Here is a 25,991-nt window from a genome sequence, read left to right on the forward strand (position 1 = left end):
GGCAAAGGCAATGGCAACGGCAGATGTGACCGTGCGCGGCGGCGGCGTTTTCGGGCTTTCGGTGGCGTGGGAATGTGCGCGTCGCGGCGCGAAGGTGCGGCTGATCGAGCGCGCGCGGATCGGCGCCGGGTCGAGCGGCGGCGTGGTGGGCGCACTGGCACCGCATGTGCCCGAACAATGGAACCCGAAAAAGCAGTTCCAGTTCGAAAGCCTGGTGATGGCGGCGGATTTCTGGGCTGCCGTGGCCGAGGCCGGTGGCTGCGAGACCGGCTTTGCGCGGGTCGGGCGATTGCAGCCGTTGGTCGATGCGGCGGCGGTGGCACTGGCCGAGGCGCGCAAAGCCGGGGCCGCGGCACATTGGCAGGGGCAGGGCTTCTGGCGGGTGGGGCCGGTGACGGATTTCGGTGTGCTTGCGCCGAGAAGCCGGAGCGGGCTCGTGGTACACGACAGTCTGAGCGCGCGCGCCAACCCGCGCCTGCTTGGCACGGCGCTGGTGGCGGCGATCCGCGCGCGGGGCGGCGAGATCGTGCTTGGCGATGCGCCCGACGAGGGCACGGTGGTCTGGGCGACCGGGCTTGCCGGGCTTGCCGATCTGTCGGCGGCGTTTGGCAAGCCGGTTGGCAATGGCGTCAAGGGGCAGGCGGCGATCCTTGGTTTTGATGCGGGTGCGGTGCCGCAGGTCTTTGCCGACGGGATCTTGATCGTGCCGCATGGCAATGGCACGGTGGCGGTCGGATCGACCTCCGAAAAACGCTACGACGCGCCCGATACGACCGATGGCCAGCTTGAGGATGTGCTGGCGCGGGCCCGCGCTCTCTGCCCCGATCTGGCCGGGGCACCGGTGCTGGAGCGCTGGGCCGGGGTGCGCCCGCGTGCAGTGACGATGGCCCCGATGCTTGGGGCATGGCCGGGGCGGGCGGGGCATTATGTGGCCAATGGCGGCTTCAAGATCGGCTTCGGCATGGCCCCGAAAGTGGCCGAGGTGATGGCCGATCTGCTGCTTGCCGGGCGCGATGCCATTCCCGCCGGGTTCCGGGTCGAGGACTGCCTTTGAAGCGCGGGGGCCAGCCCCCGCACCCCGGGGTATTTCAGCAAAGAAGAAGCTACCAGCGGGTGAGCGCGTCTTCGTCCGAGGCCTTCGCGCCGACCCATTGCGCACCTTCGGCGGTGATCTCCCGCTTCCAGAACGGGGCGCGCGATTTCAGGTAATCCATCAGGTACTCGGCGGCGGCAAAGGCTTCGGCGCGGTGCCGGGCGGCGGTGGCGACCATCATGATCGGCGCGCCGGGGGCGAGGCGGCCGAAACGGTGGATGACGAGGCAATCGAGAAGCTGCCAGCGGGTGGCGGCCTCGGCCATGATGGCGCTGATCGCCGCTTCGGTCATGCCTGGGTAATGCTCGATTTCAAGCGCCTGAAGCGCCCCGGTATCATCGCGCACCCGGCCGGTAAAGCTGACCTCGGCACCCGTTTCACGGTGCCCGGTGGCAAAGCCTTCAAGCTCGGCGGCGGGGCTGAAGGGCGTGTTCTGGATGCTGAGGCGCATTGGTCAGCCGCCGGTCATCGGCGGGAAGAAGGCGATCTCGCGGACCCCGGCAAGCGGCGCGTCAAAGCTTGCGAGTTTCTGGTCGAGCGCCACCCGGAGTGCCGAGGTATCGGCAAAAGCCGCAGCATAGCGCGGCTCGCGCGCGGCAAGTTCAGTGACCAGCTCGGCGGGAGTGGCGGCGGTGGTTTCGACACTTTCCTGGGCCAGCCCGATGCGTTCGCGCACCCAGGCAAAGTAGAGCACGTCGATCATGGTTTGGGGTCTCGCAGATAGGGCAGCGCCTTGCGGAAATAATCGATGCCGGTGGCCAGCGTCAGCGCCGCCGCAATCCAGATCAGGACCAGGCCGACATCGGTGGCGAGCGACGAGCAGCCGCGCACCCCGCAACTGCGCACCGGGTCGGCAAGGCCGAGGCTGACGCGCTCGGCATATTGTTCGGCGGTCATGCCGCGCCGGGCTATGCCTTCGAGGTATTCGAGCCCGGTGCCGAGAAACAGGGTGGCAATGGCAACCATCTGCGTGGTGGTTTTCCACTTGGCAAGCCTGGTCACCTTGAGCAACCTCGCATCGGAGCCCAGAAACTCGCGCAGGCCGGAAACGAAAACCTCGCGGAACAGGATCACCGTGGCGGGCAGGATCAGCATCGGGTTCATGCTGGAATAGCCGGTAAGAATGACCAGCGCGATGACCACCATCGCCTTGTCGGCGATCGGGTCGAGCATCGCGCCGAACCGGCTTTCCTGCTTCCAGAGCCGCGCCAGATAGCCGTCGAACCAGTCGGTTACGGCGGCGGTGACGAACAGTGTCAGTGCGAACCAATCGGCCCAGGGGCGGTGAAAATAGAGAAACATCAGCGCAACACCCGGCGCTGCGACCAGTCGGCCGACGGTGAGCATGTTGGGCAGGTTGAGTTTCATTCGTGATGGATAGCCCATTCCGGCGCTGCTGGGAAAGAGCGGATTGCGACGCGCGCGCATTGGCGGCTTGACGCGCGCCCGCGGCACCGCGCAACTTTGGCGCGAAGGCAGCGGTAATTGCCGGGGAGAATGGCGTGATGCAGCGGTTGGGAACGGTCGGTCTGGCATTGCTCGCGACCTGCGCGGCGGGGCCGGGCGTGGCGTATGCCGATGCGGCAGCCGCGCTTGATGGCACCTGGCTGGTGCAGCAGGACGCGCCAGATGGCATGCGCCGCGCGCTGCGCATCGCGGGCGACCGGGTGACGCTGCTTTGGGTTGAAGGCGAGGCTTTCACCTTTGCCGAGGGTGGCTGGCAGATGCGCGAAACCGTGGGCGGTGCGATGGACGCGGCGATGCAGATTGCTGCTTCGCTGGTGCCGGGCGACCCCGACTTTGCCGCCGGTGCGGTGCAGATGCTGTTTCGCATGAACGGCCCGGACAGCGGCGACGTTCTGCGGCAGGGTGAGCAGGGGCGCATCGGCACGATGGCGCGCAGCGCCTGCGATCTGAGCCTGAAATTCCGCAACCGGGCTTCGCCGCCGCCAGAGGGCTGCGCCTGGCTTGAACTGCGCGGCATTGGCTTCAACGGCATTGCCGATGCTTGCGAATACCACGCAGGCTGGGCCGAAAACTGGCCTGGCTTCTTGCAAGGCCTCGACGGCTACCCGATGCCCGCAGGCTGCCTGTTTTCAGTGCCTACGGGGTTCATGAACTAGCTGTGCGGGTGCTGCGGGCTCGCCTCAGGCGCGGTGACGAAACACCGTGAAGACGAAGATCAGCATCGAGCCGAGCGTCAGCAGCGAGCCGACGGCCACGAGCAACTCGTCGCGTTCAAGCGCCGCGAGGATGATGCCGGGCACCATGGCCAGCACCCCGGCGGTGGCGATGGTGTAATGCACCCTTGCCAGCCTTGTGTCTGCGGCGGCTGGGACGAGATGATAATAGATGCCAAACAGCGCCATCGTGACCCAACCTACAAGGTTCAGGTGCGCATGGGCCGGGGCCAGCGTGTGGTCCGAGCTGACCGCCATCGCAATTCCGCCGAGCATTCCGAGGGTAACAAAAACTGAACCGGTAGCAACAAACCAGAGTGACACACCACGCATGCTTCCTCTCCCCCTTGTCTGGACCGTCGTTGCCGCCCGGAATCGGGCCGACGCGCGGAAGCTACTGCATGCGACAAAATGTCGCAACCGGTGCGGACGGAAAGATTCGGCGTTGCCGCGAGACCAGTCGATTCGGCGCGGCACCCAATGCTCAGCTTCGCGGGTTGAAGAACCCGTGGATGGTTTGCGCCATGGTTTCGGAGATGCCGGGCACCGCTTGCAGGTCAGGCAGGCCGGCGCGGCTGACCGCCTTGGCCGAGCCGAAATGCGCCAGAAGCGCGCGTTTGCGGGCCGCGCCAATGCCGGGAATTTCATCAAGCGGCGTCGCCGACACCGCCTTGGCCCGCTTGGCGCGATGCGCGCCGATCGCCCAGCGGTGCGCCTCGTCGCGCAGGCGCTGCACGAAGTAGAGCACCGGGTCGTTTGAACGCAGCGCGAAGGGACGGGCTCCGGGGCGGTGAAACTCTTCGCGCCCGAGGTCGCGGTCAATGCCCTTGGCAACGCCGATCATGGCGATGTCTTCCACCCCCATCTCGGCCATGATCCCGGCCACCGCCGAAACCTGCCCGGCCCCGCCATCGATCAACAAAAGGTCGGGCCAGAGCCCGTGTTCGCGGTCGGGGTCTTCCTTCAGCAGCCGGGCAAAGCGGCGGCCCAGCACCTCTTTCATCATGCCGAAATCGTCGCCGGGGGTGATCTCGCTGCCCTTGATGTTGAACTTGCGATACTGGCTTTTGAGAAACCCCTCCGGCCCCGCCACGATCATGCCGCCGACCGCGTTGGTGCCCTGAATATGGCTGTTGTCGTAAACTTCAATGCGCTTTGGCGGCGCTTCCAGCCCGAAGGCTTCGGCCAGCCCTTCGAGCAGGCGGCTTTGCGCGGCGCTTTCGCTCATCTTGCGGGCAAGGCTTTCGCGGGCGTTGCGGGCGGCGTTTTCGACCAGCTCGGCCTTTTCGCCCCGTTGCGGCACCGCAAGCTCGACCCTGCGCCCGGCGCGGTCGGAGAGCAGTTGCACCATCAGGTCGGCATCTTCGATGGCGTGCGAAAGCAGAATCAGCCGGGGCGGGGTCTTGTCGTCGTAGAACTGCGCAAGAAACGCCTCCAGCACCTCGGGTGCCTCGGCACCCGAGCCGGTGCGGGGGTAGAAATCGCGGTTGCCCCAGCTTTGGTTGGCGCGGATGAAGAACACCTGCACGCAGGCTTGCCCGCCCGCCATGTGCAGCGCCACGACATCGGCTTCGCTCACCCCCTGCGGGTTGATGCCCTGCCCCTGCTGCACCTGTGTCAACGCCCGGATCCGGTCGCGCAGCGCCGCCGCGCGTTCATATTCCATCGCCTCTGCCGCAGCACCCATGGCGCGCGCGAGGTCTTCCTGAATTCTTGTCGATTTGCCCTGCAAAAAGCGCTCGGCATCGCTGACCAATGCCGTGTAGTCCGCTTGCCCGATCTTGCCGACGCAAGGCCCCGCGCAACGCTTGATCTGATAGAGCAGACAGGGGCGGGTGCGCGATTCAAACACCGCATCGGTGCAGGTCCGCAGCCCGAAGACCCTTTGCAACTGGTTCAGCGAGCGGTTCACCGCACCGGCGCTGGCGAAAGGCCCGTAATAATCGCCCTTTTCGCTTTTCGCCCCCCGGTGTTTCTTGATCTGTGGAAAGGCGTGGGTCTTGGAAACCAGAATGTTGGGAAAGCTCTTGTCGTCGCGCAGGAGCACATTGTAGCGCGGCTTCAGCTGCTTGATCAGGTTCTGCTCCAGAAGCAGCGCCTCGGTCTCGGTGCGGGTGGTCAGAAACATCATCGAGGCGGTTTCAAGGATCATCCGCGCGATCCGCCCCGAGTGACCCGATGGCCGCGCATAATTGGAAACCCGCGCCCGCAGGTTGCGCGCCTTGCCGACATAGAGCACTTCGTTCGCGGCATTGAGCATGCGGTACACGCCGGGCGAGCCGTCGAGCGTTTTCACCAGATTCTGGATCAGCACATGGCCGGTTGTCGCGGTCTGGGCAGGGGGCGGCGTTCTGGTCATTGGCGGATCTGATTCCTTGGCTCCGCTGCAACCTTACGCGACATCGCGCAAGAGAAAAGCTGTCCACGGATTCTGTGGATAACTCTGTTGGGAATATTTGCCGAGCGCCGAATTTCCCTTGTTTTAGGCCCGCTTCATCACGCTGCCTGTTTTTTGGGCAAATCGGCAAGGCATTGAAAACGCAAGAGATAAATTGTTTCCGGCAGCAACTCACTGATTACATTAACAGAATCGTAACGGGTCCGTGACGCGGCAAGGGCAGGTGCACAAGTCAACCGGCAAAGACTGCGGCATGATGTCAAAAGCTCACTCCAGGCCAAGAATATCGGGGGTTTGCCAGGCCAGGTGTTGGCCGCCATCGACGCAGATCAACTGCCCGGTCACCGCGGGCGCATCGATGAGATAGCCGAGCGCCGCGCAGATATCTTCGGGCCCGGCACCGCGCCGCAACGGCGTTGCCGCGCGCTGGCGGGCAAAGTGCAGGGCGGTCTGCCGCGCGCCTTGCAGGGTCGGGCCGGGGCCGATGGCGTTGACCCGGATATCGGGTGCGAGGCCCTGTGCCGCGGTGCGGGTCAGCGCCCAGAGCCCCATCTTGGCCAGCGTGTAGGTGGCGAATTCGGGCGTGAGCTTCAGCACCCTTTGGTCGAGCATGTTGACGATCAGGGCGCGCGCCAGCGGTTCCGCGCCGCTGCGGTCTGCCTTTGGGGCCTGCGCGGCAAAGGCCTGGGTCAGCACGAAGGGTGCCCGCAGGTTCGAGCCGAAGTGCCGATCCCAGCTTTCCAGCGTGGCGGTAGCGATGGTGTCGTATTCGAAGATCGAGGCGTTGTTTACCAAGAGCGTCAACGGAGCGCCAAGTGCCGCGGCGGCGCGGGGCACCAGATCGGCGGCCCCCGCCTCGTCCAGCAGATCGGCGGCAAGCGCCACCGCCTGCCCGCCCGCCGCGCGCAAGGCGGCTGCCAGCGCCTCGGCCTCGTCACCCGAGCGGTGATGATGGATCGCCACGCCAAAGCCGCGCCGGGCGAGGTATTCGACCATCGCCCGCCCGAGCCGCCGCCCGCCGCCGGTAACCAGTGCAAAGCCGCTCATTGCCCCACCCCCAATGCCAGCGCCCCAAGGTAGCCCGCATAGGCCGCCACCAGAACCGCGCCGCTGCCGCGCCCTATCGGCAGGCCGCGAAAAACAATCGGTCCCAGCAGCAGCGACGCCGCCAGCATGACCCAAAGGTCAAAGAGCAACAACTGCGGCGGCATTGGTAGCGGCCCCAGAAGCCCGGCTACGCCGACGATCGCCAGCACGTTGAAGATATTCGAGCCAATCACATTGCCCAGCGCCACATCGGCCCGGCCCTTCAAGGCCGCGGCGACCGAGGTCGCAAGTTCCGGCAGCGAAGTGCCCACCGCCACCAGTGTGAGGCCGATGACGGCCTCGGAAATGCCGAAGCCGCGGGCGATGCCGGTTGCGCCCTCGACCAGAAAATGCGCGCCAAGCGGAAGCCCCACAAGGCCAAGCGCCAGCAGCAGGCCCATGCGCAGGCCCGGCATCGGCACCGGTGACGCGACCAGTTCGATATCCTCTTCGCCCGGCACCGGCGGGCGGGCGCGAAACGTTACCGCGGCGCGCACCTGGCTTGTCATCATCGCCACCAGCAGGCAGAGAAGCAGCAGCGCCTGCGGCCACCTGATCGGCCCGGCGAAGGCAAGCCCGATGAAAAGCACCGTGATGCCCAGCATGAAAAGATAGTCGCGGCGGTAATTGCCTTCGTCGGTGCGAATGCTGACCATCAGCGCCGGCAGACCCAGAACGAGCAGCACATTGGCGATGTTGGAGCCAACGACATTGCCAAGTGCCAGCGCCGGTGCGCCGTCAACTACCGCTACCACGGAAACCACCATTTCGGGTGCCGAGGTTCCGAACGCGACCACGGTCAGGCTGACGATCAGCGCCGGAATGCCAAGCCGCAGCGACAGCGCCACCGCGCCGCGCACCAGCGCATCGCCCGCCAGCACTAGCGCCACCAGCCCCACCGCAACCAGCACAAGATCGGACGCCACCTAGCCCCTCCGTCCGGTTCCGCCGCAGGGGCAGGGCTTGCTGGCCCTGCGGTGGCACCCGCAATCGGGGCATTTGATCAGCCGCATCGAAGCCGGAAGCCGCAGCCGCCCGAAAAGCGCCAGCACCACCATAGCCACCAGAAACAGGCTGACCACTTTCAGCATGTGCTAAAGCCCATAGCGCGACCAGAGCGCGCGTTCCTCGGCCAGATCAAGCGCTGCGGAAAGTACTGCCGTGGTTGCCTCTGCCGCGCCGAAACGCCGCCAGAACGGGCGACGGAGGCCGTATTGAACAAGCCGAACCTTGTCGCCGTAAAGCGCCTTGAGCTTGGGAACCAAATGCGCGATGCCGTCGATCAGCCCGACTTCAAGCGCCTGCTGCCCCACCCAGATGTCGCCGGTGAACAAATCGCGCCCTGCCGCCAGTTTCGCGCCGCGCCGATCGGTGATCTGCGCCTTGAAAGCCGCGTGCATCGGTTCCAGCAAGGCGTGCAGCCGCACCACATCCTCGGGTTTTTCCGGCCGGAACGGGTCCATGAAGCTTTTCGCGCTGCCCGCCGTGTGCACCCGCCGTTCTACCCCGTAGCGTTCGATCAGCCCGGCAAGGCCGAACCCCGCCGAGATCACCCCGATCGAGCCGACGAGCGAGGTGGCATCGGCCCAGATGTCATCGGCGGCCGAGGCGAGCCAGTAGCCGCCCGAGGCCGCGATATCTTCGACGAAGGCATGCACCGGCAGCTTGGTTTCATCTGCCAGTCTGCGGATGTGCGCCGCGATCAGCGCGCTTTGCACCGGCGAGCCGCCGGGCGAGTTGATGACAAGCGCCACCGCTGCGGGCTTGCCACGGCGGAATGCACGCTCCAGCAACGGGCCGAGTGCGGCATCGGAAAGCCCGGCGGCACCGGGGCGAGCGGCACCGATGGCCCCTTGAAGCCGCACCACGGCAACCCGGGGCTGGCGTTTGCGGAACGGGGGAAGATATTGTCTGATGTCCATCTGCCCGATGTAGGCCGACTGTCTTGGAGCGGCAAGCCGGGCCGAGAGATTTTACGCCGGGCGTGTCGCGGCGGCATGGTGGCTGCCAAAATCGCGCCGGGCAGGGCGGGTCTGGCGCATCCGGCCTCTGGAAGGCCGCAAAGAGCAAAGATTTGATTTCCCGCGCGCCGCACTTTAGGCCAGCCTCATGCTACCCCGGAGCCGCCATGCCTGAGCCAAGCCAGACCAATCGTGTTGCCGAAATCTGCCAGGCCCATGCCGGGCGCGAAGGCGCGTTGCTGCCTATCCTGCATGCGGTGCAGGCCGAATTCGGGCATGTGCCGTCCGAGACACTGCCGCTGCTGGCCAAGGCGCTGGCGGTGACGGTGGCCGAGGTGCAGGGCGTGGTCAGCTTCTATCACGATTTCCGCGCAGCACCCGCCGGGCGTCATGTGCTGAAAATCTGCCGCGCCGAGGCCTGCCAGGCGATGGGCGCGGTGGCGCTGGCCGAGGCTGCCAAGGCGCGGCTCGGGGTGGATTGGCATGGCACCTCTGCGGGCGGGGTGACGCTGGAGCCGGTGTTTTGCCTAGGCCTCTGCGCTGCCGCCCCGGCGCTGATGCTGAATGGCGTGCTGGCGGCGCGGGTCGATGTGGCGCGGCTGGGCGAGATGTTGGCGGAGGCGGGGGCATGAAGATTTACGTTCCCGCCGATGCGCTGGCGCGCGCGCTGGGTGCCGATGCGGTGGCCGCAGCCCTTGCCGCTGCCGCTGCCGCGCGCGGTTTGGTGGTGCAGATCCTGCGCAATGGCAGCCGGGGCATGGCGTGGCTGGAGCCGCTGGTAGAGGTCGAGACGCCTGAGGGACGGCTGGCCTTTGGTCCGTTTTCCGGTGCCGATGCCGGGGCGCTGTTCGATGCGCCCGAGGCGCACCCGAAGGCGCTGGGGCTTACCGAGGAAGTCCCGTTCCTGAAGCGCCAGACGCGGCTGACTTTTGCCCGCGTCGGCGTGATCGACCCGCTTGATCTGGCCGATTACGAGGCAGAGGGCGGCCTAGCGGGGCTGCGCCGGGCGCTGGCGATGCGGCCCGAGGCGGTGGTTGCCGAGGTGGCGGACAGCGGGCTGCGCGGGCGCGGTGGCGCGGGCTTTCCCACCGGCATCAAATGGCGCACGGTCGCGGCCGCGCCGGGGCCGCAGAAATACATCGTCTGCAACGCCGATGAGGGCGACAGCGGCAGCTTTGCCGACCGCATGCTGATCGAGGGCGACCCTTTCGCGCTGATCGAAGGCATGGCGATTGCGGGCCTCGCTGTCGGGGCCGACAAGGGCTTTGTCTATATCCGCTCCGAATACCCTGACGCCATCGCGGTGCTTGGCCGCGCGCTGGCGCTGGCGCGCGGCGCGGGGCTGCTTGGCGCTTCGGTTCTGGGCAGTGGCCGGGGTTTTGACATCGAGTTGCGGGTTGGTGCCGGGTCCTATGTCTGCGGCGAGGAAACCGCGCTGTTGAACAGCATCGAGGGCAAGCGCGGCACAGTGCGCGCCAAGCCGCCGCTGCCCGCGATCGAGGGGCTTTGGGGCAAGCCGACGGTGGTGAACAACGTGCTCAGCCTTGCCACGGTGCCGATCATTCTGGCGCGCGGCGCGGGTTATTACCGCGACTTCGGCATTGGCCGTTCGCGCGGGACCATGCCGCTGCAACTGGCGGGCAATGTGCGCTTTGGCGGGCTCTTTGAGGTGCCATTCGGGCTGACCCTCGGCGAGATCGTCAACGACATCGGCGGCGGCACCGCAAGCGGCCGCCCGGTCAAGGCGGTGCAGGTGGGTGGCCCCTTGGGGGCATGGTTCCCGCCAGCGCTGTTCGATACCCCCTTTGGCTACGAGGAATTCGCGGCGGCGGGCGGGCTTATTGGCCACGCCGGGCTGGTGGTGGTCGATGAAAGCGCCGACATGCTGGCCCTCGCGCGCTTTGCCATGGAGTTTTGCGCCGTCGAATCTTGTGGCAAATGCACCCCCTGCCGGATCGGTTCGGTGCGCGGGGTTGAAACGCTTGACCGCATCGCCGCGGGCGATGGCACCGCAGTTCCGCTTCTGCGCGATCTTTGCGAAACCATGCGGCTCGGTTCGCTCTGTGCGCTTGGGGGGTTCGCGCCCTATCCGGTGCTGAGCGCGCTTGACCATTTCCCGCAAGATTTCGCCCGCGCAAGGGAGGCCGCCGAATGAAAGACTTCATCCTGCCCGGTCGCGACATGGGCACGCCCGCGCGCAAGGGTGCGCCGGTCAGTCTGACCATCGATGGCTTCGCCATAACCGTGCCTGCGGGCACCAGCGTGATGCGCGCGGCGGCCGAGGCGGGGATTCGCATTCCCAAGCTCTGCGCCACCGACAGCCTTGAGCCGATCGGTGCCTGCCGCCTTTGCGCGGTGGAAATTGCGGGCCAGCGCGGCACCCCTGCCTCCTGCACCACGCCGGTCGCCCCCGGCATGGTGGTGCACACCCAGACCGAAGCCCTTGCGCGGCTTCGGCGCGGGGTAATGGAGCTGACCATTTCGGACCACCCGCTCGATTGCCTCACCTGTGCCGCCAATGGCGACTGCGAGTTGCAGGACATGGCCGGGGCGGTGGGGCTGCGCGAAGTGCGCTATGCCCCCGGTGCCAACCATTTTGCGCAGCGCGCGGCCGAGGTGGCAAACCCGGAATGGCGGCCAAAAGACGCCTCCAACCCCTATTTCACCTATGACCCGGCCAAGTGCATCGTCTGCATGCGCTGCGTGCGGGCCTGCGAAGAGGTGCAGGGCACCTTTGCGCTGACCATCGACGGGCGCGGTTTTGCCAGTCGCGTGGTGGCGGGGCAGGATGTGCCCTTCATGGCATCCGATTGCGTTTCCTGCGGGGCTTGCGTACAGGCCTGCCCGACCGCAACCTTGCAGGAAAACTCGGTCATCGCCATCGGCACGCCCGAGCGCTCGGTCATCACCACCTGCGCCTATTGCGGCGTCGGGTGCAGTTTCGAGGCGCAGATGCGCGGCGATACGCTGGTGCGGATGGTGCCGTGGAAAGAGGGCAAGGCCAACCGTGGCCACTCCTGCGTGAAAGGCCGCTTCGCCTGGGGCTATGCGCAACATCAGGACCGCATCCTCAAGCCGATGGTGCGCGAGGCGATCACCGATGCCTGGCGCGAGGTGGGTTGGGAGGAAGCGATCGGCTTTGCCGCCGCGCGGCTGAGCGCGATTCGCGCCGAAAGCGGGCCGGATGCGCTTGGCGTCATCACCTCGTCGCGCTGCACCAACGAGGAAACCTTTCTGGTGCAGAAACTCGCCCGCGCGGTCTTTGGCACCAACAACACCGACACCTGCGCCCGCGTTTGCCATTCGCCCACCGGCTACGGGCTGAAACAGACCTTCGGCACCTCTGCAGGCACGCAGGATTTCGATTCGGTCGAAGCGGTCGATTGCGCCGTGGTGATCGGTGCCAACCCGACCGACGGGCACCCGGTCTTTGCCAGCCGCCTGCGCAGGCGGTTACGGCAGGGGGCAGGGCTGATCGTCATCGACCCGCGCCGGATCGACCTTCTGGACACCCCGCACATGGGCGAGGGGCTGCATCTTGCGCTGCGCCCGGGCACCAATGTGGCGGTGCTGACAGCGCTGGCGCATGTGATCGTGACCGAAAGGCTTTACGATGAGGCCTTCATCCGCGCCCGCTGCGACTGGGACGAGTTCGCCGATTACATGGAGTTCGCGGCGCGGCCCGAGCATGCGCCCGAGGTGGTCGAGGCGCTTTCCGGGGTGCCCGCGGCGAACATCCGCGCTGCCGCGCGCGCCTATGCCGCTGCCGCCAATGGTGCCATCTACTACGGCCTCGGCGTGACCGAGCACAGCCAGGGTTCCACCACGGTGATGGCAATTGCCAACCTGGCGATGATGACCGGCAACATCGGCCGCCCCGGCGTCGGGGTTAACCCGCTGCGCGGCCAGAACAATGTGCAGGGCAGTTGCGACATGGGGTCGTTTCCGCATGAATTGCCCGGCTACCGGCATGTTTCCGACCCCGCTGCGCGCGGTGTTTTTGAAGCCGCATGGGGGGTCAGCCTCAGCCCGGAACCGGGACTGCGCATTCCCAACATGCTGGATGCGGCGCAGAGCGGGCAGTTCCGCGCGATCTACATTCAAGGTGAGGACATTTTGCAGTCGGACCCCGACACCAGGCACGTCGCGGCGGGACTTGCCGCGATGGAATGCGTGATCGTGCACGACCTTTTCCTCAATGAGACCGCCGCTTATGCGCATGTGTTCCTGCCCGGCTCGACCTTTCTGGAAAAGGACGGCACCTTCACCAACGCCGAACGGCGGATCAACCGGGTGCGCCGGGTGATGGCCCCGAAAAACGGCTTTGCCGACTGGGAAGTGACGCAATTGCTTGCCAACGCGCTGGGCGCAGGCTGGGCCTACAGCCACCCTTCGCAGGTGATGGACGAGATCGCCGCCACCACGCCGGGTTTTGCCGGGGTGAATTACCCGATGCTGGAGGCGCGCGGATCGGTGCAGTGGCCCTGCAACGACGCGGCACCCGAAGGCAGCCCGATCATGCATGTCGATGGCTTCGTGCGCGGGCGCGGCCGCTTCATCCGCACCGAATACATCGCTACGGATGAGCGCAGTGGTCCGCGCTTTCCGCTGCTGCTGACCACCGGCCGGGTGCTGAGCCAATACAATGTCGGTGCCCAGACGCGGCGCACCGAAAACACCGCCTGGCATGCCGAGGATGTGCTGGAAATCCACCCGCATGACGCCGAGGTGCGCGGCGTCAAGCACGGCGATCTGGTGCGGCTTGCCTCGCGCGTGGGCGAAACCAGCCTGCGCGCCGAGGTGACCGAGCGGGTGGCACCGGGGGTGGTCTATACCACCTTCCATCACCCCGGCACCCAGGCCAACGTGGTGACCACCGACAATTCCGACTGGGCCACGAACTGCCCGGAATACAAGGTTACCGCAGTGCAGGTGTCGGCCTCGAACGGGCCTTCGGAATGGCAATCCGATTATGCCGCGCTCATCTCGCTTCAGCGGCGCATCGCCCCGGCGGCGGAATGAGCGCGCCAGCTTCCGCATCACGGCACCCGGTGCGGGCATGGGTGAGTGGCTGGCAGAATGCGGCGCGGCTTTTGCCCGAGGAAGTGCCGGTGGCGCTGGTCTATGACGGCGCGACCCAGGCGGTCATGATGGCCTCGCCCGCCGATCTGGCCGATTTCCTGCTGGGGTTCGCGCTGACCGAGGGCCTGATCGCCAGCGCCGCCGAACTGACCGCAACCGAGATCGTGCCGCAGCCGCGCGGTATCGAGGCGCGCGCCTGGCTGGTGCCGGGAGCCGCGGCGCGGCTTGCGGCGCGGCGGCGGGCGATGGCGGGGCCGGTGGGCTGCGGGCTTTGCGGCATCGACAGCATCGCCGAGGCGCTGCGCGCGTTGCCGCGCGCCGTGCCAACCTCGGGGCCGCGTCTTGGGCCGCAGGCTCCGGCCGCGGCGCTGACCGCGCTTGCCGCTGCGCAGCCACTGCATGCCGAAACCCGCGCCACCCATGCCGCCGGATTCTGGCTGCCCGATGCCGGTCTCGTTTCGGTGCGCGAGGATGTGGGGCGGCACAACGCGCTCGACAAGCTCGCGGGGGCGCTTTCGCGCGGGCAGGCCGAGATTTCGGCGGGGGTGCTGGTGTTGACCTCGCGGATTTCGGTAGATCTGGTGCAGAAGGCGGCAATGATTGGCGCGCGGGTGCTGATCGGGGCCGCGGCACCGACGGCGCTTGCCGTTGCCGAAGCCGAGGCGGCGGCAATCACGCTTGTCGCCCGGGTCCGGGGTGACAGCTTCGATGTTTATTCCCACCCGCAACGCATCAATGGCGAGGGCCAGGCATGAGAGATGAAAAGCTGATCCGCATGGCGAACCAGATTGCCGCCTTTTTCGTCAGCCAGCCCGGCACCGCGTCAGAGGGTGTTGCGGCGCATATCAACGACAACTGGTCGCCGCCGATGCGGGCGGCGCTGCTTGCCCATGTGGCAGGGGGGGGCGCGGGCCTTGCGCTTGCGGTGGTCGAGGCGGCTCCGCGGCTGCGCCCGCCCCCGGCGCGGGCGGCCAAGGCCTGAACCGGCAGCTATTTCCCCGCGTTCTGCTTTTCGATGTAGCCGCGCAGTTCTTCGGCCTCCTGGCGGGCATCGCGCAGGCCATCCATCGCGGCGCGCAATTCGGCCTCGGTCTGGTGGTTCTGGCTCACCAGTTCCGCTTCGCGCTGATCGAGGTATTCCATCGCCTGATCGCGCATTTCCTCGGCCTCGTGCAGCGCCTGCGCCATCTGTTCCAGCTCGCCCATGTCGGCTTTGGTCATTCGGGTCAGGCGGTGCAAAAGCCATGATGCGAACCAGCCAAGGCAAAATGCGGCGAAAAGGATGATCGCGGTGGCGGTGATGAATTCTTCTCGGTTCATGGCTCGGATCCTGCCGCGAGGTCTAGGGGGTGGTGGGTGCCGGGCGCGCGGTTGGGCGATCGGCGGTGATGACGGGTCCAGCCACCCATGCCGGGCCGGTTGTGGCGGCGGGCGTGGCGGCATCGCTTTCGAGTAGCAGAAACTCGATGCGCCGGTTTGCTTCGCGGCCGGCTTCGGTGCCGTTGTCGGCAATCGGCTGCGCCTCGCCGAAGCCCTGCGAAACGATGTTGCCGGTCAGCACCCGACGCTGTTGCAGCGCCACCACCACGGCCCGGGCGCGCCCCTGCGACAGGCGCAGGTTCATGTCTTCGCTGCCCTGGCTGTCGGTATGGCCGCCGATCTGCATCGGCACCGCTTCACATTCGCGCACGATCACGGCAAGCGCGTCAATGGTTGGCGCGGCGGCGGCGGTGATGACCGACGATCCGGGTTCGAAAGTGATCTTGTTTTCAGCCAGCACCGCGTTCAGCCGCGCCACGCAATCGGCACCGCTCGGGCCGTCGGGTTCCGGCTCTGGTGGCGCGAGGTAGGTCAGTGTCAGTTCGATGCGCGCGCCCTGGCCGAGCCGCGACACGAACAGCCGCGAAATTGTGTCCGAGGCCTGCGCGTCATCGGTCTCGCCGCTCAGCCTGATCACCTCGGGGCGCACCTGCACGTTGCCGGACGAAAGCTTGCCCAGAGCCTCGACCGAGGTCAGCACCCGCGCGGTCCAGCCGGTGGGCAGATCGGCGTAGATCCGGGTGGCAAGGTATACCGAAGCGTGGCCGAACTCGGCAGCGGCAAGCGCTGCAAGCGCGTCGCGGGCGCGTTGGTCGGGAACCCGGCCGCGCAGCTGAACACTGCCTGTAGCAGAGAGCGTGGCAAAGAATTCCGGCGGCTCGGTGGCGGTGCTGGAGCCGTTCACTGGCTTTTCCGGCAGGTTTGCATGCAGCGAAAACACCGCTGGCAGGTTCGATTCAAGCTCGCCCACGACGCGGTCGAAATCTGCCTGCGTGACGTTTTCGGCGGCGATCAGTGCAATGTCGGCATCCGAAAAGGTGATCGAGCCGCCGCCGATGCCTGCCAGCGCCCCGAGCCCCATTTCGACCGCCTCGGCCCAGTTCGGCGAAGGCACGCCCATGCCGATGGTGCAGCCAAGCGCGCCCTGCGCCCCGGCGCGCCGCGCGGCCTCCAGAATGCGCGCTTGCGCGCGTTCGCTATCGGCCGAACAGGCATCGAACCGCGCACCCTCGGCGTCGATCAAAAAGCGCAGCGTGAACGGGGTAATCACCGGCCGCGGTGCCGAAATGTCCAGCTCCAGGAGCAGCGACGCGGGGGTGCTGCGGCGCAGATCGGTTTCGATGCGGCCCTTTTCGCGGGTGCTTTCGGCAATGGCGGTGATCGCCACCCGGTTCGCCGAGATCGAAATCTTGGAACGCGGCAGCGCCTTCAGCGCCGACACGCCAAAGTCGAGCGCCCGCGCCCAGCCCTCGGGCTCGCGGTAGTCTGCGCTTTCGAGCATGTCGGCCACCTGCCCGCCGCCGGCGCTGGCCACCAGTTCGGCCACCAGCGCCGCGCGGTCGGTTGTAGCCGGAACCAGCCCGATCAACGACACGCCATCATCATTGCGCAGCATTTCAAGCGAGAACTCCGGCGGCGCAACTGCTACCGGGCGGGCGACCTCGGTCAGATCGACAATCCGGCTGGCTTCGACCACCTGCCCCAGCGCCGTGAGCACCCGAAACCGGTGCCCCTCGGAAGGCGCAACGCCTGCAACCCGCACCTGCAAGCCGTCGGCACCGATCACCGCCCAGTCATGGCCCGCTATGGCAAGCTCGAGCTGCGCCGCCTTGCGGGTGCGCATTTCGATCACGGTCGCGGCAGTGCCCGCGACCACCGCAGCAAGAAGGAACGCCAGCACAAAAGCCAGCGCGGTCAGAATCTTCGGGCCGTGGCGCATGCGGCGGTTGCCTTTGGTCGGTTGCTTCTGGCCCTGCTTAGGCCGGTGGTGCGGCGCATTCAATCACGCCAGCGCGGCAGCGGCAAGAAACAGCGCAGCAATGGCACCGGCTTCGCGGTTGGCGCGAAACAGCCGCAGGCAGACCTCGGGCCGGTCAATGTCAAGCCGCTGCATCTGCCAGAGCAGGCACCAGCCAAGCCCCCAGGGCGCTGCCAGCGCCAGTGCCAGCTTCAGCGGCGCGGCCGTGGGCAAAAGCGCCACCAGCACCGCCGCCGTCATCAGAGTGACCGTGGCCATCAGAAAAACCCCGAGCCAGCGCCCGGTGCGCGCGCCGAAAAGCCGCGCAGTAGAGCGCACGCCGATCAGCGCATCATCTTCCTTGTCCTGATGCGCGTAGATGGTGTCGTAAAACAGCGTCCAGGCGATGCCGGAGCCGTAAAGCGCGACCGGTGCCGCCGAAAGGCTGCCGCTATGGGCAACCCATGCCAGAAGCGCGCCCCAGTTGAACGCAAGGCCAAGGAACACCTGCGGCCACCAGGTGAACCGCTTGGCAAAAGGGTAGATCGCCACCAGCGCCAGGCTGGCGATGCCAAGCGCCACCGCCGCCCCGTTGAAGCTGAGCAAAAGCGCCCCGGCGACGGCAGTTTGCACCAGCATCCAGACCAGTGCCGCGCGCACCGAAACCTGCCCCGAGGGTATCGGCCGCGAGCGGGTGCGGGCCACGGCACCGTCGATGTCGCGGTCGGTGATGTCGTTCCAGGTGCAGCCCGCACCGCGCATCAGCGCCGCGCCGAGCGTGCAGGCGGCGATGATCCACAGGTCTTCAAGGCGCGGCGCATCGGCTGCGGCGGCAAGCGCCACGCCCCAAAGGCAGGGCAGCAGCAACAGCCAGGTGCCGATTGGCCGGTCGGCGCGTGACAGCCGCAGATAGGGGCGCGTGCGGGCCGGGGCGAAACGGTCCACCCAGTTGCCGGGCGGCGCATCGGCAACGCGCCCCGGCTCTGGCAATTCGCGGCTCTCGGTCATAGGTTCGGCCTCATGGCACAGGCAAAGATCAGGCTCTATCTAGATCAACCGCTGGCGGCGGGGCAACCGCTTCACCTGTCGCAAGCGCAGGCGCAGTACCTTTTTGCGGTGATGCGGCTTGGCGTGGGCGACAAGCTGCTGGTGTTCAACGGCCAGCAGGGCGAATGGCTGGCCGAGGTCGCCGAGGCGGCCAAGCGCGGCGGCGTTCTCAGCCCGATCGCACAGACCGCGCCGCAGCAAGACCCGCCCGACCTGTGGCTGCTTTTCGCGCCGATCAAGAAGGCGCGCACCGATTTCATCGTGGAAAAGGCGACCGAACTTGGGGCCGCGCGGATCGTGCCGGTGCAGACCGATTTCACCAATTCCGAACGCATCCGGCAGGACCGTTTGCAGGCCCATGCGGTTGAGGCGGCGGAGCAGTGCGGCGGCACCTTCGTGCCGGAAGTCGCCGGTCTGGTGCCACTTTCGCGGCTGCTCGATGACTGGAACCCTGCCCGGCGGATCCTCTGGGCCGATGAAAGCCGCCTTGGTGTCGCCGCGACACTGGCGGGCCTCGGACCCGGCCCCTGGGCGGTGCTGGTCGGACCCGAGGGCGGCTTTTCGGCGGCAGAGCGCGCCCGGCTGGCCGGCCTTGGCTTTGTGACGCCGGTCAGCCTTGGCCCGCGCATTCTGCGCGCCGATACCGCCGCCTGCGCCGCGCTGACGCTTTGGCAGGCCGCCCTGGGAGATTGGCGATGAGCATGCTGCGCCCCGAGGCGCTGGCATGGCTGGTGCGGTGGCGCGAACTGGCGGCGGCTGTAGCGGTGGCGGCACTGGGGCTGTGGCTGGCTTCGCGCGGCGGCTATGTGCTGCTGCCACTGGGCACTGTGCTTGTTGCGCTGGGTGTGGGGTGGGTGGTCATTGCGCTGCGCCGCCTGCGGTTTGCCCGCCCCGCCACGCTGCCCGGCTGGATCGAGATCGACGAGGGCCAGCTTGGCTATTACGGCCCCGGCATCGGCGGCTTTGTGGCGCTGCGCGACCTGAGCGAGATTCGCCTGCTGGTCTTGCGCGGGGTGCCGCATTGGCGGTTGAAGCAGGCCGATGGGCAGGCGCTGTTGATTCCCCTTGCCGCCAAAGGTGCCGATCAGCTTTATGATGCATTTGCCACGCTTCCCGGCATCGATATGGCGCGGCTTGCCGCCGCTGCCGGTGCCAGCGTATCCGCACAGCCCACTGTGCAGGTGTTGTGGCAAAGGCTCCGGGTGCGGGGTTGACTTGGCCGCTGCCGCGCTCCACCTACTCTCTCCCGAAGCCGCCAACCGGAGCGCTCCTTGATGTCCATTCCCCAAGAAGGCGGCGGCCCGATCGAGCGGTTCGAGGAGTTGGCCGACTACATCGCCTCGGGCGAAAAACCGCGCGATGAGTGGCGGATCGGCACCGAGCACGAAAAGTTCGGCTACCTGACCGACAGCCTCGCGCCGCTGCCCTACGAGGGCCCGCGCAGTGTGCGCGCCGTACTCGAGGCGCTGCAGGCGCGCTTTGGCTGGCAGCCGATACTGGAGCAGGGGGCGATCATTGGCCTGAGCCGCAATGGCGCGAACGTGAGCCTTGAACCCGGTGGCCAGCTGGAGCTTTCGGGCGCGCCGCTTGCGAGCATGCACGCGATTGCCGAAGAATTCGACACGCATATGCGCGAATGCGCCGAGGTGGTAGCAGGGATGGGCGTCGGTTTTGCCGGTATCGGTGCTGCGCCGGTCTGGACCCATGCGCAGATGCCGCGCATGCCCAAGGGTCGCTACCGGCTGATGACCGACTACATGGACAAGGTGGGCAGCCACGGCACCCAGATGATGTATCGAACCTGTACCGTGCAGGTGAACCTCGATTTCGGCTCCGAAGCCGACATGGTGCAGAAACTGCGCGTAGCGCTGGCGCTGCAACCGGTGGCGACCGCGCTCTGCGCAAGCTCTCCGTTCTTCGAGGGCAAGCCGAATGGCCACAAAAGCTGGCGCTCGCGGATCTGGCGCGATCTCGATGCCAGCCGCACCGGCATGCTGCCCTTCGCCTTCGAGCCGGGGATGGGCTATCAGCGCTACGTCGATTGGGTGCTCGATGTGCCGATGTATTTCGTTTACCGCGACGGCAAATACATCAACGCGCTCGGCCAGTCATTCCGCGCCTTCCTGAAGGGCGAATTGCCCGCGCTGCCCGGCGAATTGCCCACGCTGAGCGACTGGGCGGACCATATGACGACCGTATTCCCCGAGGCTCGGGTGAAGAAATACCTTGAAACGCGCGGTGCCGATGCGGGCGACCGGGCGCATATGCTGGCACTTCCGGCGCTTTGGGTGGGGCTGCTTTATGACCAGAACGCGCTCGATGCTGCCTGGGATCTCGCCAAGGGCTGGAGCGTGGAAACCCGCGAGGGGCTGCGCGTTGCCGCCTCGGTCTCGGGGTTGCAGGCCGAGGCGGGCGGGGTGAAGATGCGCGACCTCGCGCGGCAGGTGGTGGCGATTTCGCGCGCCGGCCTTGCGGCGCGCGGCCGCATTGCGGGTGGTGCCGACGAGAGCCGATTTCTCGATGTGCTGGACGAGGACATTGCGACCGGGCAGGTGCAGGCCGACCGTCTGCTTGCCAGGTATCACGGCGAATGGCACGGCGATCTTTCCCACATCTATGCGGCCACGCGGCTCTGACCCCCATATTTGCTTGACCAAACCGGGTTTGAGGCTCACCTTTCGCGCTACGCGGGGTGCCGCAGCAGGTGTTCCGTGCGTTCAACAACGGACAGGGGAATGCAATGAGGGACTTTTTCATCAACACCTTCGAGATCCTCGTCGGCGTGATCGTGGTGCTTTTGTGCATCGGCGTCGTGGTGTTTGCGGGCATCGCTGCCTTTGGCGGCAGCGGCATGATGGGGCCGGGCGCGCCAAGTGGGCCGCTGATGGGCCTCGGGATTCTGATCGGTGGCGCGATCTATGTGATCTTCATCGGTGGTCTGATGTATATGGGCCTCGGCATCTATCAAAACACCAAGCGCACTGCGGAAGCGGTCGAAAAGCTTCTCCAGCGCTAGGCCTGTCGGCCCCGGATCAGTGCTTGCCGCCGATCCGGGGCTCGGTGCCTGCCGCCAGCCGAGCGATATTGGCGCGGTGGCGCCAAAAGACCAGCGCCGCAAGCACCGCGCAAAGCATCATCACATCCGGACGGTCATAGACCCAGGCGAAGGTCACCGAGGTTGCCGCCGCCACCAGTGCCGCAAGCGACGAGATCCGGCTGCCGAGCGCCATGACCAGCCAGACCGCGCAGACCGAAACCCCGACAGGCCAGGCAAGCGCCAGCGAAATGCCAAGGAAGGTTGCCACCCCCTTGCCGCCCTTGAAGCCCAGCCAGACCGGGTAGAGATGGCCCAGAAACGCCGCTGCCGCCGCCAGTTGCACCGCGTCTTCGGGATAAAGCGCCCGCGCGATCAGCACCGCCGCCGCCCCCTTGCCACCGTCAAGCAGCAGGGTTGCCAGCGCCGCGCCCTTGTTGCCGGTGCGCAGCACGTTGGTGGCACCGATATTGCCCGAGCCGATACTGCGCGGGTCCGCAAGACCCAGCGCCCAGGTGATGACAACCCCGAACGGGATCGCGCCAAGCAGATAGCCCAGGAGTGCCGCCAGGGCGAGCGCGCCCGCTCCGCTTTCAAGCCCCGGCATCAGCAGACCTCCCCAAAAACCTGTTTCCCGGCAACGAAGGTGGCAAGCACGCGCCCCTCCATCCGCTGGCCGTCAAACGGCGTGTTCTTCGATTTCGAGCGCAGTTTTGCGCGGTCAAGCAGAAACGGCGCATCGGGGTCAAAAAGCACGAGGTCGGCGGGGGCACCCGTCGCCAACCGCCCCTGTGCGAGGCCAAGCCGACGCGCCGGGTTGAGCGCCATTGCCCGAAAAAGCTGCGGCAGGCTGAGCGCCCCGGCGTGGAAAAGCCGCATCGCTGCGGGCAGCAGGGTTTCCAGCGCCACCGCCCCGGCTGCCGCCTCTTCAAAGGGCAGGCGCTTGCTTTCCTCATCTTGCGGCGTGTGCATTGACGAGATCACGTCAATCAGCCCGTCGGCCACCGCCGCCACCACCGCCTTGCGGTCTTCTTCCGAACGCAGCGGCGGGCTGAGCTTGAAGAAAGTGCGGTAGTCGCCCACGTCGAATTCGTTCAGCGTCAGGTGATGAATCGAAACCCCTGCGGTCACATCCAGCCCGTTTGCCTTGGCGCGCGCCAGCGCGGGCAAGGCACGCGCGGTGGTGATCTGGTCGGCGTGGTAGCGCGCGCCGGTCAGCTCGACCATGCCAAGGTCGCGGTCGAGCCCGATCCGCTCGGCAAGCGCCGGGGCTGCGGGCAGGCCGCGCAGGCTGGCGAATTTGCCCGAGGTGGCCGACGCGCCATGCGAAAGGTCGGCGTCTTGCGGGTGGCCGACCACCAGCGCGCCAAGCCCGCGCGCATAGATCAGCGCCCGCGCCAGCACCCGCGTATCGGTCACCACATGGTCGCAATCGGTAAAGGCCACCGCGCCGACATCGCGCAAAAAGCCGATCTCGGTCATTTCGCGGCCCTCGCGGCCCTTTGTCAGTGCCGCCATGTGGCGGATGCGCACGGGTGCCGCCTCGGCCGCGCGGCGGGTAACGAATTCCAGCAGTTCCGGCGTGTCGATGGCGGGCAGCGTGTCGGGCCGCGCGATCAGCGTGGTTACCCCGCCCGCCGCCGCCGCCAGCCCCGCCGAGCGAAAGCTTTCGCGGTGCCGCTCGCCCGGCTCGCCGACCTTCACCCCCCAATCGACGATGCCGGGGGCAAGGCACTTGCCGCCGCAGTCGATGACCCGCGCGCCCTTTGGCGCGGTGCCGCTGATCGCCGCGATATGGCCACCGCTGACCGAGAGGCTACCCGGCGCATCGGTTAGCGCTTCGGGGTCGATCAGGCGGGCGTTGGCGAAATGGAGGGTGGTCATCGGGCGGCTTTCTGTATTTCGCGCAACTTCTCCAGCACCTCGCCTGCATCGTGAATATGCTCGAAGCCGATTGGCACCAGCCGGTCGCGCTTGTTGATGCGGCGCATCACCGAGGCGAAATGCACCGAAGCCGGGTCTTCGCCTTCCAGCGTCAGCACCGTGTCGGCGGCGATCGGATAGGCGGCAAGGCTGCGCCCCGAGGTCAGCGTGTCGGTGGCGATGAAGGCGCGCCTTGTGGTCAGCGTGTACCAGGTGTGCCGCAACCGGTAGGTTCGCCAGACCGGACCGCCCACCGCAATCGCCGCGCCCACGCTGAAATGAATCAACCCGAAGGCCCAGAAAAACCCACCCGCGCTTGCCGCAATCACCATCCAGACCAGCGCGAAACCGGCAAAGATGAAGCCGAAAAGCCCGGTTACAAGGTCGCGCCAGCCGAAGCGGAATCGCCCGTCAGGCCGCCCCTGCCAGATGATCGCTTCGCCTGCATCAAGAATCCCCCCCCAGCCGGGAGGGGTGGCGATGGTTGTGGGTGTTTTGCTCATGGCTTCACCTTTGCCCGCGCATCCCTTGCCCTCTCGATTGTGGCAATGGTCGCGCCGCTGTCGGCCAGATGCTTGATGAGGTGCTTGGCACCGCCCTTGGTGACGATCTGCACATCCCCCATCATGCGGCGGAGCGCGGCGATTTCAAGCAACATCACCTGCCGCCCCTGCGGCCCGATCAGGCGGCGGTCGGTCAACTGCCAGCGACGCGAGAAGGCTTCCGAGGCGAGATAGAGACCGCGCGCCGCCACCGCCGCCGCCACCGCAGGCAAGGCGATCGGAATTTGCCCGGCGCGGTCGAAGAAAGGCAGGATCGCCACCACCCCCGCCGCCCCCAATGCCGCCATTGCCGCATGGTCAAGCCAATAGCGGCGGCGGTCAGCCACGAAGACCGCGATAAGCCGCTCGCCCGGCTCCAGCGGCAGCTCGGAAGCCGGGCCGGGGCGGTAGTCTTGCACCCTGTCGCGCTTGATCTCAGGCATAGAGGCCCCCTGTCGCTGCGCGCCCACGTTCGGCCCGCAGGTTCTGCGCCAGAAGGTCCATGCAGGCCATGCGCACCGCCACCCCCATCTCGACCTGATCCTGAATCACGCTGCGGTTGATGTCGTCAGCCAGTTCACCGTCGATTTCCACCCCCCGGTTCATCGGGCCGGGGTGCATGACGATGGCATCGGGCTTTGCGTTCGCCAGTTTTTCGGCATCCAGCCCGTAGCGGTGGTAATATTCGCGCTCCGAGGGGATAAAGCCGCCATCCATCCGCTCTTTCTGAAGCCGCAGCATCATGACCACGTCGGCACCCTCCAGCCCCGCGGCCATGTCGTCATGCACCTCGCAACCGAACTCCGCAACGCCGGTCGGCATCAGCGTTGGCGGGCCGATTAGGCGGATGCGGTTTTCCATCTTGCCAAGCAGAATGAGGTTCGAGCGCGCCACCCGGCTGTGCGCGATATCGCCGCAGATCGCCACCGTCAGGCGCTGGATGCGTCCCTTTGCCCGGCGGATGGTGAGCGCATCCAGCAGCGCCTGTGTCGGGTGTTCGTGGCGTCCGTCGCCGGCGTTCAGGACCGCGCAATTGACCTTTTCCGCCAGCAGGTTGACCGCACCCGAGGCGGGGTGACGCACGACCAGCAGGTCGGGGTGCATGGCATTGAGCGTCAGCGCCGTGTCGATCAGCGTTTCGCCCTTTTTCACGCTTGAATGCGCCACCGACATGTTCATCACGTCGGCCCCGAGCCGCTTGCCTGCCAGCTCGAAGCTCGACTGGGTGCGGGTCGAGGCTTCGAAGAACATGTTGATCTGGGTCATCCCGGCCAGCGCATCGGAATGCTTGATGGTGCGGCGGCTCAGTTCGACATAGCGATCGGACAGGTCGAGTACGGCGCGGATATCCTCGGGCGTAAGCTGCTCGATGCCCAGAAGGTGGCGCGCGCGGAATGTCATGGCAGCCCTCGTCCCCCGTTTTTTCTGCTTATGACAAAACCAGCGCATTGCGGCAATCGGATTGCGCGCGGTTTACCTTTGCTGCCACCCGGCCTAGATTTGGCGATGATGCCCGAAACCGCGCCCTTGTCTGCCGCCGAATATGCCGCCACCCGCGCCATGCTGGAGTGGCAGATCGAGCTTGGTGCCGATGAGGCGATGCTGGATGCACCGGTAAGCCGCTATGCCCCGGTAGAAGCCGCACCCGAGGCCGCACCCGAGGTGGCACCGAAAGCCCCCGCCGCCGAGGCGTTGGCTGCCCCGGTTCCGGTCGATCCGGTGGCCGAGGCCACAGCCCTTGCCGCCGCCGCACCCGACCTTGCGGCGCTGGCCGAGGCGATGGCGGGCTTCGAGCGCTGCGAGTTGAAGCGCGGCGCGCGCAATTTCGTCTTCGCCGATGGCAACCCCGCGGCGCGGGTGCTGATACTGGGCGAAGCACCGGGGCGCGAGGAAGACCTTGAGGGCCGCCCCTTTGTCGGCCCGGCGGGGCAGTTGCTCGACCGGATGCTGGCGGCCATCGGGCTTTCGCGCAATACGCCTGACGCGGCCGCGGCGGTTTACATCACCAACGTTCTGCCCTGGTGCCCGCCTGCGAACCGCGACCCCGAGCCCGAGGAAATTGCCATGTTCCGCCCCTTCGTGGCCCGGCATGTGGAGCTTGTCTCCCCCGATCTGGTGGTGCTCATGGGCAATCCGGCCTGCCTTGCCGGGCTGGGCCAGCGCGGCATTCTTCGGCTACGCGGGCGCTGGGCTGAAGCCTTCGGTCGCCCGGCCCTGCCGATGACGCACCCGGCCTATCTGCTGCGCAATCCCGCAGCCAAGCGCGAAGCCTGGGCCGACCTTTTGGCACTCCGCGCCCGGCTTGACGGCTGATCTCGCGAAAGGCGCGACGGAAGCGGCCACACGGCACGTTGAACGTGCGGTAGCT

The 25,991-nt window shown here is 66.8% G+C and carries 29 protein-coding genes; 12 read left to right on the forward strand and 17 right to left on the reverse strand.

What is annotated here, in order from left to right; translation table 11 throughout:
- The first annotated feature begins 10 nt into the window (after positions 1-10).
- Positions 11-1,054 (forward strand): FAD-binding oxidoreductase, encoded by a 1,044-nt coding sequence (locus tag Q8J98_RS10365; protein WP_305294276.1) that lies wholly within the window; start codon positions 11-13, stop codon positions 1,052-1,054.
- 49 nt (positions 1,055-1,103) lie between these two features.
- On the opposite strand, the gene Q8J98_RS10370 is transcribed toward Q8J98_RS10365, so the two are convergent.
- Genes Q8J98_RS10370 through pgsA form a run of 3 tightly spaced genes read right to left on the reverse strand, consistent with a single transcriptional unit; the run spans position 1,104 to position 2,461 of the window.
- A complete protein-coding gene (locus Q8J98_RS10370) occupies positions 1,104-1,544 on the reverse strand; it encodes a molybdenum cofactor biosynthesis protein MoaE (RefSeq protein WP_305294277.1) in 441 nt (146 codons plus the stop codon).
- 3 nt (positions 1,545-1,547) lie between these two features.
- Positions 1,548-1,796 carry a molybdopterin converting factor subunit 1 gene (gene moaD / locus Q8J98_RS10375; RefSeq protein WP_305184807.1) on the reverse strand — a complete coding sequence of 83 codons (249 nt, stop codon included), beginning with the start codon at positions 1,794-1,796 and terminating at the stop codon, positions 1,548-1,550.
- Positions 1,793-2,461: a CDP-diacylglycerol--glycerol-3-phosphate 3-phosphatidyltransferase gene (pgsA, locus tag Q8J98_RS10380; RefSeq protein WP_305294359.1), complete on the reverse strand. Its 669-nt coding sequence runs from the start codon at positions 2,459-2,461 to the stop codon at positions 1,793-1,795. Before pgsA ends, moaD begins: the two co-directional genes overlap by 4 nt.
- A gap of 137 nt (positions 2,462-2,598) precedes the next feature.
- Here pgsA and Q8J98_RS10385 point away from each other — a divergent pair, with 137 nt between their 5' ends.
- Positions 2,599-3,216, forward strand: a complete 618-nt coding sequence (locus Q8J98_RS10385; RefSeq protein WP_305294278.1) for a hypothetical protein — start codon at positions 2,599-2,601, stop codon at positions 3,214-3,216.
- A 24-nt stretch (positions 3,217-3,240) separates the two neighbouring features.
- On the opposite strand, the gene Q8J98_RS10390 is transcribed toward Q8J98_RS10385, so the two are convergent.
- The 6 genes from Q8J98_RS10390 to Q8J98_RS10415 form a co-directional block, all read right to left on the reverse strand.
- A complete protein-coding gene (locus tag Q8J98_RS10390; RefSeq protein WP_305294279.1) occupies positions 3,241-3,750 on the reverse strand; it encodes a cbb3-type cytochrome c oxidase subunit I in 510 nt (169 codons plus the stop codon).
- Positions 3,751-3,757: 7 nt separating this feature from the next.
- Positions 3,758-5,632, reverse strand: coding sequence for an excinuclease ABC subunit UvrC (gene uvrC / locus Q8J98_RS10395; protein ID WP_305294280.1), 1,875 nt, complete (start codon positions 5,630-5,632; stop codon positions 3,758-3,760).
- Positions 5,633-5,938: 306 nt separating this feature from the next.
- Positions 5,939-6,718, reverse strand: coding sequence for an SDR family oxidoreductase (locus tag Q8J98_RS10400; protein WP_305294281.1), 780 nt, complete (start codon positions 6,716-6,718; stop codon positions 5,939-5,941).
- Positions 6,715-7,683 (reverse strand): calcium/sodium antiporter, encoded by a 969-nt coding sequence (locus Q8J98_RS10405; protein ID WP_305294282.1) that lies wholly within the window; start codon positions 7,681-7,683, stop codon positions 6,715-6,717. The genes Q8J98_RS10400 and Q8J98_RS10405 overlap by 4 nt, the downstream gene beginning before the upstream one ends.
- Positions 7,684-7,848 carry a hypothetical protein gene (locus Q8J98_RS10410; RefSeq protein ID WP_305294283.1) on the reverse strand — a complete coding sequence of 55 codons (165 nt, stop codon included), beginning with the start codon at positions 7,846-7,848 and terminating at the stop codon, positions 7,684-7,686.
- A 3-nt stretch (positions 7,849-7,851) separates the two neighbouring features.
- Entirely contained in the window at positions 7,852-8,679 is an 828-nt protein-coding gene (locus tag Q8J98_RS10415; RefSeq protein WP_305294284.1) for a S49 family peptidase, read from the reverse strand.
- A gap of 206 nt (positions 8,680-8,885) precedes the next feature.
- Between Q8J98_RS10415 and Q8J98_RS10420 the strand changes: the two genes are divergently transcribed.
- From Q8J98_RS10420 to Q8J98_RS10440, 5 genes are read left to right on the forward strand one after another with little or no spacing between them, the layout of a single operon-like run.
- Positions 8,886-9,350: a formate dehydrogenase subunit gamma gene (locus Q8J98_RS10420; protein ID WP_305294285.1), complete on the forward strand. Its 465-nt coding sequence runs from the start codon at positions 8,886-8,888 to the stop codon at positions 9,348-9,350.
- Complete coding sequence (locus Q8J98_RS10425; RefSeq protein WP_305294286.1) at positions 9,347-10,873, forward strand: NADH-ubiquinone oxidoreductase-F iron-sulfur binding region domain-containing protein; 1,527 nt, start codon at positions 9,347-9,349, stop codon at positions 10,871-10,873. The genes Q8J98_RS10420 and Q8J98_RS10425 overlap by 4 nt, the downstream gene beginning before the upstream one ends.
- Positions 10,870-13,740 (forward strand): formate dehydrogenase subunit alpha, encoded by a 2,871-nt coding sequence (gene fdhF, locus Q8J98_RS10430; protein ID WP_305294287.1) that lies wholly within the window; start codon positions 10,870-10,872, stop codon positions 13,738-13,740. Before Q8J98_RS10425 ends, fdhF begins: the two co-directional genes overlap by 4 nt.
- On the forward strand, positions 13,737-14,555 hold the full coding sequence (gene fdhD / locus Q8J98_RS10435) for a formate dehydrogenase accessory sulfurtransferase FdhD (RefSeq protein ID WP_305294288.1): 819 nt from the start codon (positions 13,737-13,739) through the stop codon (positions 14,553-14,555). Before fdhF ends, fdhD begins: the two co-directional genes overlap by 4 nt.
- Positions 14,552-14,782 (forward strand): formate dehydrogenase subunit delta, encoded by a 231-nt coding sequence (locus Q8J98_RS10440; RefSeq protein WP_305184825.1) that lies wholly within the window; start codon positions 14,552-14,554, stop codon positions 14,780-14,782. The genes fdhD and Q8J98_RS10440 overlap by 4 nt, the downstream gene beginning before the upstream one ends.
- A gap of 8 nt (positions 14,783-14,790) precedes the next feature.
- Here the strand turns inward: Q8J98_RS10440 and Q8J98_RS10445 are convergent, their stop codons facing one another.
- The 3 genes from Q8J98_RS10445 to ubiA all read right to left on the reverse strand — a co-directional run bounded on the left by Q8J98_RS10445 (position 14,791) and on the right by ubiA (position 18,085).
- Positions 14,791-15,120, reverse strand: coding sequence for a hypothetical protein (locus Q8J98_RS10445; RefSeq protein ID WP_305184827.1), 330 nt, complete (start codon positions 15,118-15,120; stop codon positions 14,791-14,793).
- A gap of 22 nt (positions 15,121-15,142) precedes the next feature.
- The gene (locus Q8J98_RS10450) at positions 15,143-17,059 is read right to left on the reverse strand and encodes an OmpA family protein (protein WP_305294290.1); all 1,917 of its coding nucleotides are present in this window, start codon (positions 17,057-17,059) and stop codon (positions 15,143-15,145) included.
- Between the two features lie 63 nt (positions 17,060-17,122).
- Entirely contained in the window at positions 17,123-18,085 is a 963-nt protein-coding gene (ubiA, locus tag Q8J98_RS10455; protein ID WP_305294291.1) for a 4-hydroxybenzoate octaprenyltransferase, read from the reverse strand.
- Positions 18,086-18,097: 12 nt separating this feature from the next.
- Between ubiA and Q8J98_RS10460 the strand changes: the two genes are divergently transcribed.
- From Q8J98_RS10460 to Q8J98_RS10475, 4 genes are all read left to right on the forward strand, one after another.
- Entirely contained in the window at positions 18,098-18,823 is a 726-nt protein-coding gene (locus Q8J98_RS10460; protein ID WP_305294292.1) for a 16S rRNA (uracil(1498)-N(3))-methyltransferase, read from the forward strand.
- Positions 18,820-19,338 carry a hypothetical protein gene (locus Q8J98_RS10465; RefSeq protein ID WP_305294293.1) on the forward strand — a complete coding sequence of 173 codons (519 nt, stop codon included), beginning with the start codon at positions 18,820-18,822 and terminating at the stop codon, positions 19,336-19,338. The genes Q8J98_RS10460 and Q8J98_RS10465 overlap by 4 nt, the downstream gene beginning before the upstream one ends.
- Positions 19,339-19,398: 60 nt before the next feature.
- Positions 19,399-20,760: a glutamate--cysteine ligase gene (locus Q8J98_RS10470; protein WP_305294294.1), complete on the forward strand. Its 1,362-nt coding sequence runs from the start codon at positions 19,399-19,401 to the stop codon at positions 20,758-20,760.
- A 104-nt stretch (positions 20,761-20,864) separates the two neighbouring features.
- On the forward strand, positions 20,865-21,140 hold the full coding sequence (locus Q8J98_RS10475) for a hypothetical protein (RefSeq protein ID WP_305184834.1): 276 nt from the start codon (positions 20,865-20,867) through the stop codon (positions 21,138-21,140).
- A gap of 16 nt (positions 21,141-21,156) precedes the next feature.
- On the opposite strand, the gene plsY is transcribed toward Q8J98_RS10475, so the two are convergent.
- Genes plsY through Q8J98_RS10500 form a run of 5 tightly spaced genes read right to left on the reverse strand, consistent with a single transcriptional unit; the run spans position 21,157 to position 25,024 of the window.
- Positions 21,157-21,765 (reverse strand): glycerol-3-phosphate 1-O-acyltransferase PlsY, encoded by a 609-nt coding sequence (plsY, locus tag Q8J98_RS10480; protein WP_305294295.1) that lies wholly within the window; start codon positions 21,763-21,765, stop codon positions 21,157-21,159.
- Positions 21,765-23,042 carry a dihydroorotase gene (pyrC, locus tag Q8J98_RS10485; RefSeq protein WP_305294296.1) on the reverse strand — a complete coding sequence of 426 codons (1,278 nt, stop codon included), beginning with the start codon at positions 23,040-23,042 and terminating at the stop codon, positions 21,765-21,767. Before pyrC ends, plsY begins: the two co-directional genes overlap by 1 nt.
- Entirely contained in the window at positions 23,039-23,584 is a 546-nt protein-coding gene (locus tag Q8J98_RS10490) for an aspartate carbamoyltransferase catalytic subunit (protein WP_305294297.1), read from the reverse strand. Before Q8J98_RS10490 ends, pyrC begins: the two co-directional genes overlap by 4 nt.
- Positions 23,581-24,066: a hypothetical protein gene (locus tag Q8J98_RS10495; protein WP_305184843.1), complete on the reverse strand. Its 486-nt coding sequence runs from the start codon at positions 24,064-24,066 to the stop codon at positions 23,581-23,583. Before Q8J98_RS10495 ends, Q8J98_RS10490 begins: the two co-directional genes overlap by 4 nt.
- The gene (locus Q8J98_RS10500; RefSeq protein ID WP_305294298.1) at positions 24,059-25,024 is read right to left on the reverse strand and encodes an aspartate carbamoyltransferase catalytic subunit; all 966 of its coding nucleotides are present in this window, start codon (positions 25,022-25,024) and stop codon (positions 24,059-24,061) included. The genes Q8J98_RS10495 and Q8J98_RS10500 overlap by 8 nt, the downstream gene beginning before the upstream one ends.
- A gap of 105 nt (positions 25,025-25,129) precedes the next feature.
- Between Q8J98_RS10500 and Q8J98_RS10505 the strand changes: the two genes are divergently transcribed.
- Entirely contained in the window at positions 25,130-25,936 is an 807-nt protein-coding gene (locus Q8J98_RS10505; RefSeq protein ID WP_305294299.1) for a uracil-DNA glycosylase, read from the forward strand.
- The last annotated feature ends 55 nt before the right edge of the window (positions 25,937-25,991 follow it).

Origin of the sequence: Phaeovulum sp. (genome assembly GCF_030684035.1) — a bacterium.
Classification (GTDB): Bacteria; Pseudomonadota; Alphaproteobacteria; order Rhodobacterales; family Rhodobacteraceae; genus UBA6213.

What these genes read in the sequence shown, in the direction of transcription:
- Q8J98_RS10365 (WP_305294276.1), top strand. Translation starts at nt 11, where the DNA reads ATGGCAACGGCAGATGTGACCGTGCGCGGCGGCGGCGTTTTCGGGCTT.
- Q8J98_RS10370 (WP_305294277.1), bottom strand. Translation starts at nt 1,544, where the DNA reads ATGCGCCTCAGCATCCAGAACACGCCCTTCAGCCCCGCCGCCGAGCTT.
- moaD (WP_305184807.1), bottom strand. Translation starts at nt 1,796, where the DNA reads ATGATCGACGTGCTCTACTTTGCCTGGGTGCGCGAACGCATCGGGCTG.
- pgsA (WP_305294359.1), bottom strand. Translation starts at nt 2,461, where the DNA reads ATGAAACTCAACCTGCCCAACATGCTCACCGTCGGCCGACTGGTCGCA.
- Q8J98_RS10385 (WP_305294278.1), top strand. Translation starts at nt 2,599, where the DNA reads ATGCAGCGGTTGGGAACGGTCGGTCTGGCATTGCTCGCGACCTGCGCG.
- uvrC (WP_305294280.1), bottom strand. Translation starts at nt 5,632, where the DNA reads ATGACCAGAACGCCGCCCCCTGCCCAGACCGCGACAACCGGCCATGTG.
- Q8J98_RS10400 (WP_305294281.1), bottom strand. Translation starts at nt 6,718, where the DNA reads ATGAGCGGCTTTGCACTGGTTACCGGCGGCGGGCGGCGGCTCGGGCGG.
- Q8J98_RS10410 (WP_305294283.1), bottom strand. Translation starts at nt 7,848, where the DNA reads ATGCTGAAAGTGGTCAGCCTGTTTCTGGTGGCTATGGTGGTGCTGGCG.
- Q8J98_RS10415 (WP_305294284.1), bottom strand. Translation starts at nt 8,679, where the DNA reads ATGGACATCAGACAATATCTTCCCCCGTTCCGCAAACGCCAGCCCCGG.
- Q8J98_RS10420 (WP_305294285.1), top strand. Translation starts at nt 8,886, where the DNA reads ATGCCTGAGCCAAGCCAGACCAATCGTGTTGCCGAAATCTGCCAGGCC.
- Q8J98_RS10425 (WP_305294286.1), top strand. Translation starts at nt 9,347, where the DNA reads ATGAAGATTTACGTTCCCGCCGATGCGCTGGCGCGCGCGCTGGGTGCC.
- fdhF (WP_305294287.1), top strand. Translation starts at nt 10,870, where the DNA reads ATGAAAGACTTCATCCTGCCCGGTCGCGACATGGGCACGCCCGCGCGC.
- fdhD (WP_305294288.1), top strand. Translation starts at nt 13,737, where the DNA reads ATGAGCGCGCCAGCTTCCGCATCACGGCACCCGGTGCGGGCATGGGTG.
- Q8J98_RS10440 (WP_305184825.1), top strand. Translation starts at nt 14,552, where the DNA reads ATGAGAGATGAAAAGCTGATCCGCATGGCGAACCAGATTGCCGCCTTT.
- Q8J98_RS10445 (WP_305184827.1), bottom strand. Translation starts at nt 15,120, where the DNA reads ATGAACCGAGAAGAATTCATCACCGCCACCGCGATCATCCTTTTCGCC.
- Q8J98_RS10450 (WP_305294290.1), bottom strand. Translation starts at nt 17,059, where the DNA reads ATGCGCCACGGCCCGAAGATTCTGACCGCGCTGGCTTTTGTGCTGGCG.
- ubiA (WP_305294291.1), bottom strand. Translation starts at nt 18,085, where the DNA reads ATGACCGAGAGCCGCGAATTGCCAGAGCCGGGGCGCGTTGCCGATGCG.
- Q8J98_RS10460 (WP_305294292.1), top strand. Translation starts at nt 18,098, where the DNA reads ATGGCACAGGCAAAGATCAGGCTCTATCTAGATCAACCGCTGGCGGCG.
- Q8J98_RS10465 (WP_305294293.1), top strand. Translation starts at nt 18,820, where the DNA reads ATGAGCATGCTGCGCCCCGAGGCGCTGGCATGGCTGGTGCGGTGGCGC.
- Q8J98_RS10470 (WP_305294294.1), top strand. Translation starts at nt 19,399, where the DNA reads ATGTCCATTCCCCAAGAAGGCGGCGGCCCGATCGAGCGGTTCGAGGAG.
- Q8J98_RS10475 (WP_305184834.1), top strand. Translation starts at nt 20,865, where the DNA reads ATGAGGGACTTTTTCATCAACACCTTCGAGATCCTCGTCGGCGTGATC.
- plsY (WP_305294295.1), bottom strand. Translation starts at nt 21,765, where the DNA reads ATGCCGGGGCTTGAAAGCGGAGCGGGCGCGCTCGCCCTGGCGGCACTC.
- pyrC (WP_305294296.1), bottom strand. Translation starts at nt 23,042, where the DNA reads ATGACCACCCTCCATTTCGCCAACGCCCGCCTGATCGACCCCGAAGCG.
- Q8J98_RS10490 (WP_305294297.1), bottom strand. Translation starts at nt 23,584, where the DNA reads ATGAGCAAAACACCCACAACCATCGCCACCCCTCCCGGCTGGGGGGGG.
- Q8J98_RS10495 (WP_305184843.1), bottom strand. Translation starts at nt 24,066, where the DNA reads ATGCCTGAGATCAAGCGCGACAGGGTGCAAGACTACCGCCCCGGCCCG.
- Q8J98_RS10500 (WP_305294298.1), bottom strand. Translation starts at nt 25,024, where the DNA reads ATGACATTCCGCGCGCGCCACCTTCTGGGCATCGAGCAGCTTACGCCC.
- Q8J98_RS10505 (WP_305294299.1), top strand. Translation starts at nt 25,130, where the DNA reads ATGATGCCCGAAACCGCGCCCTTGTCTGCCGCCGAATATGCCGCCACC.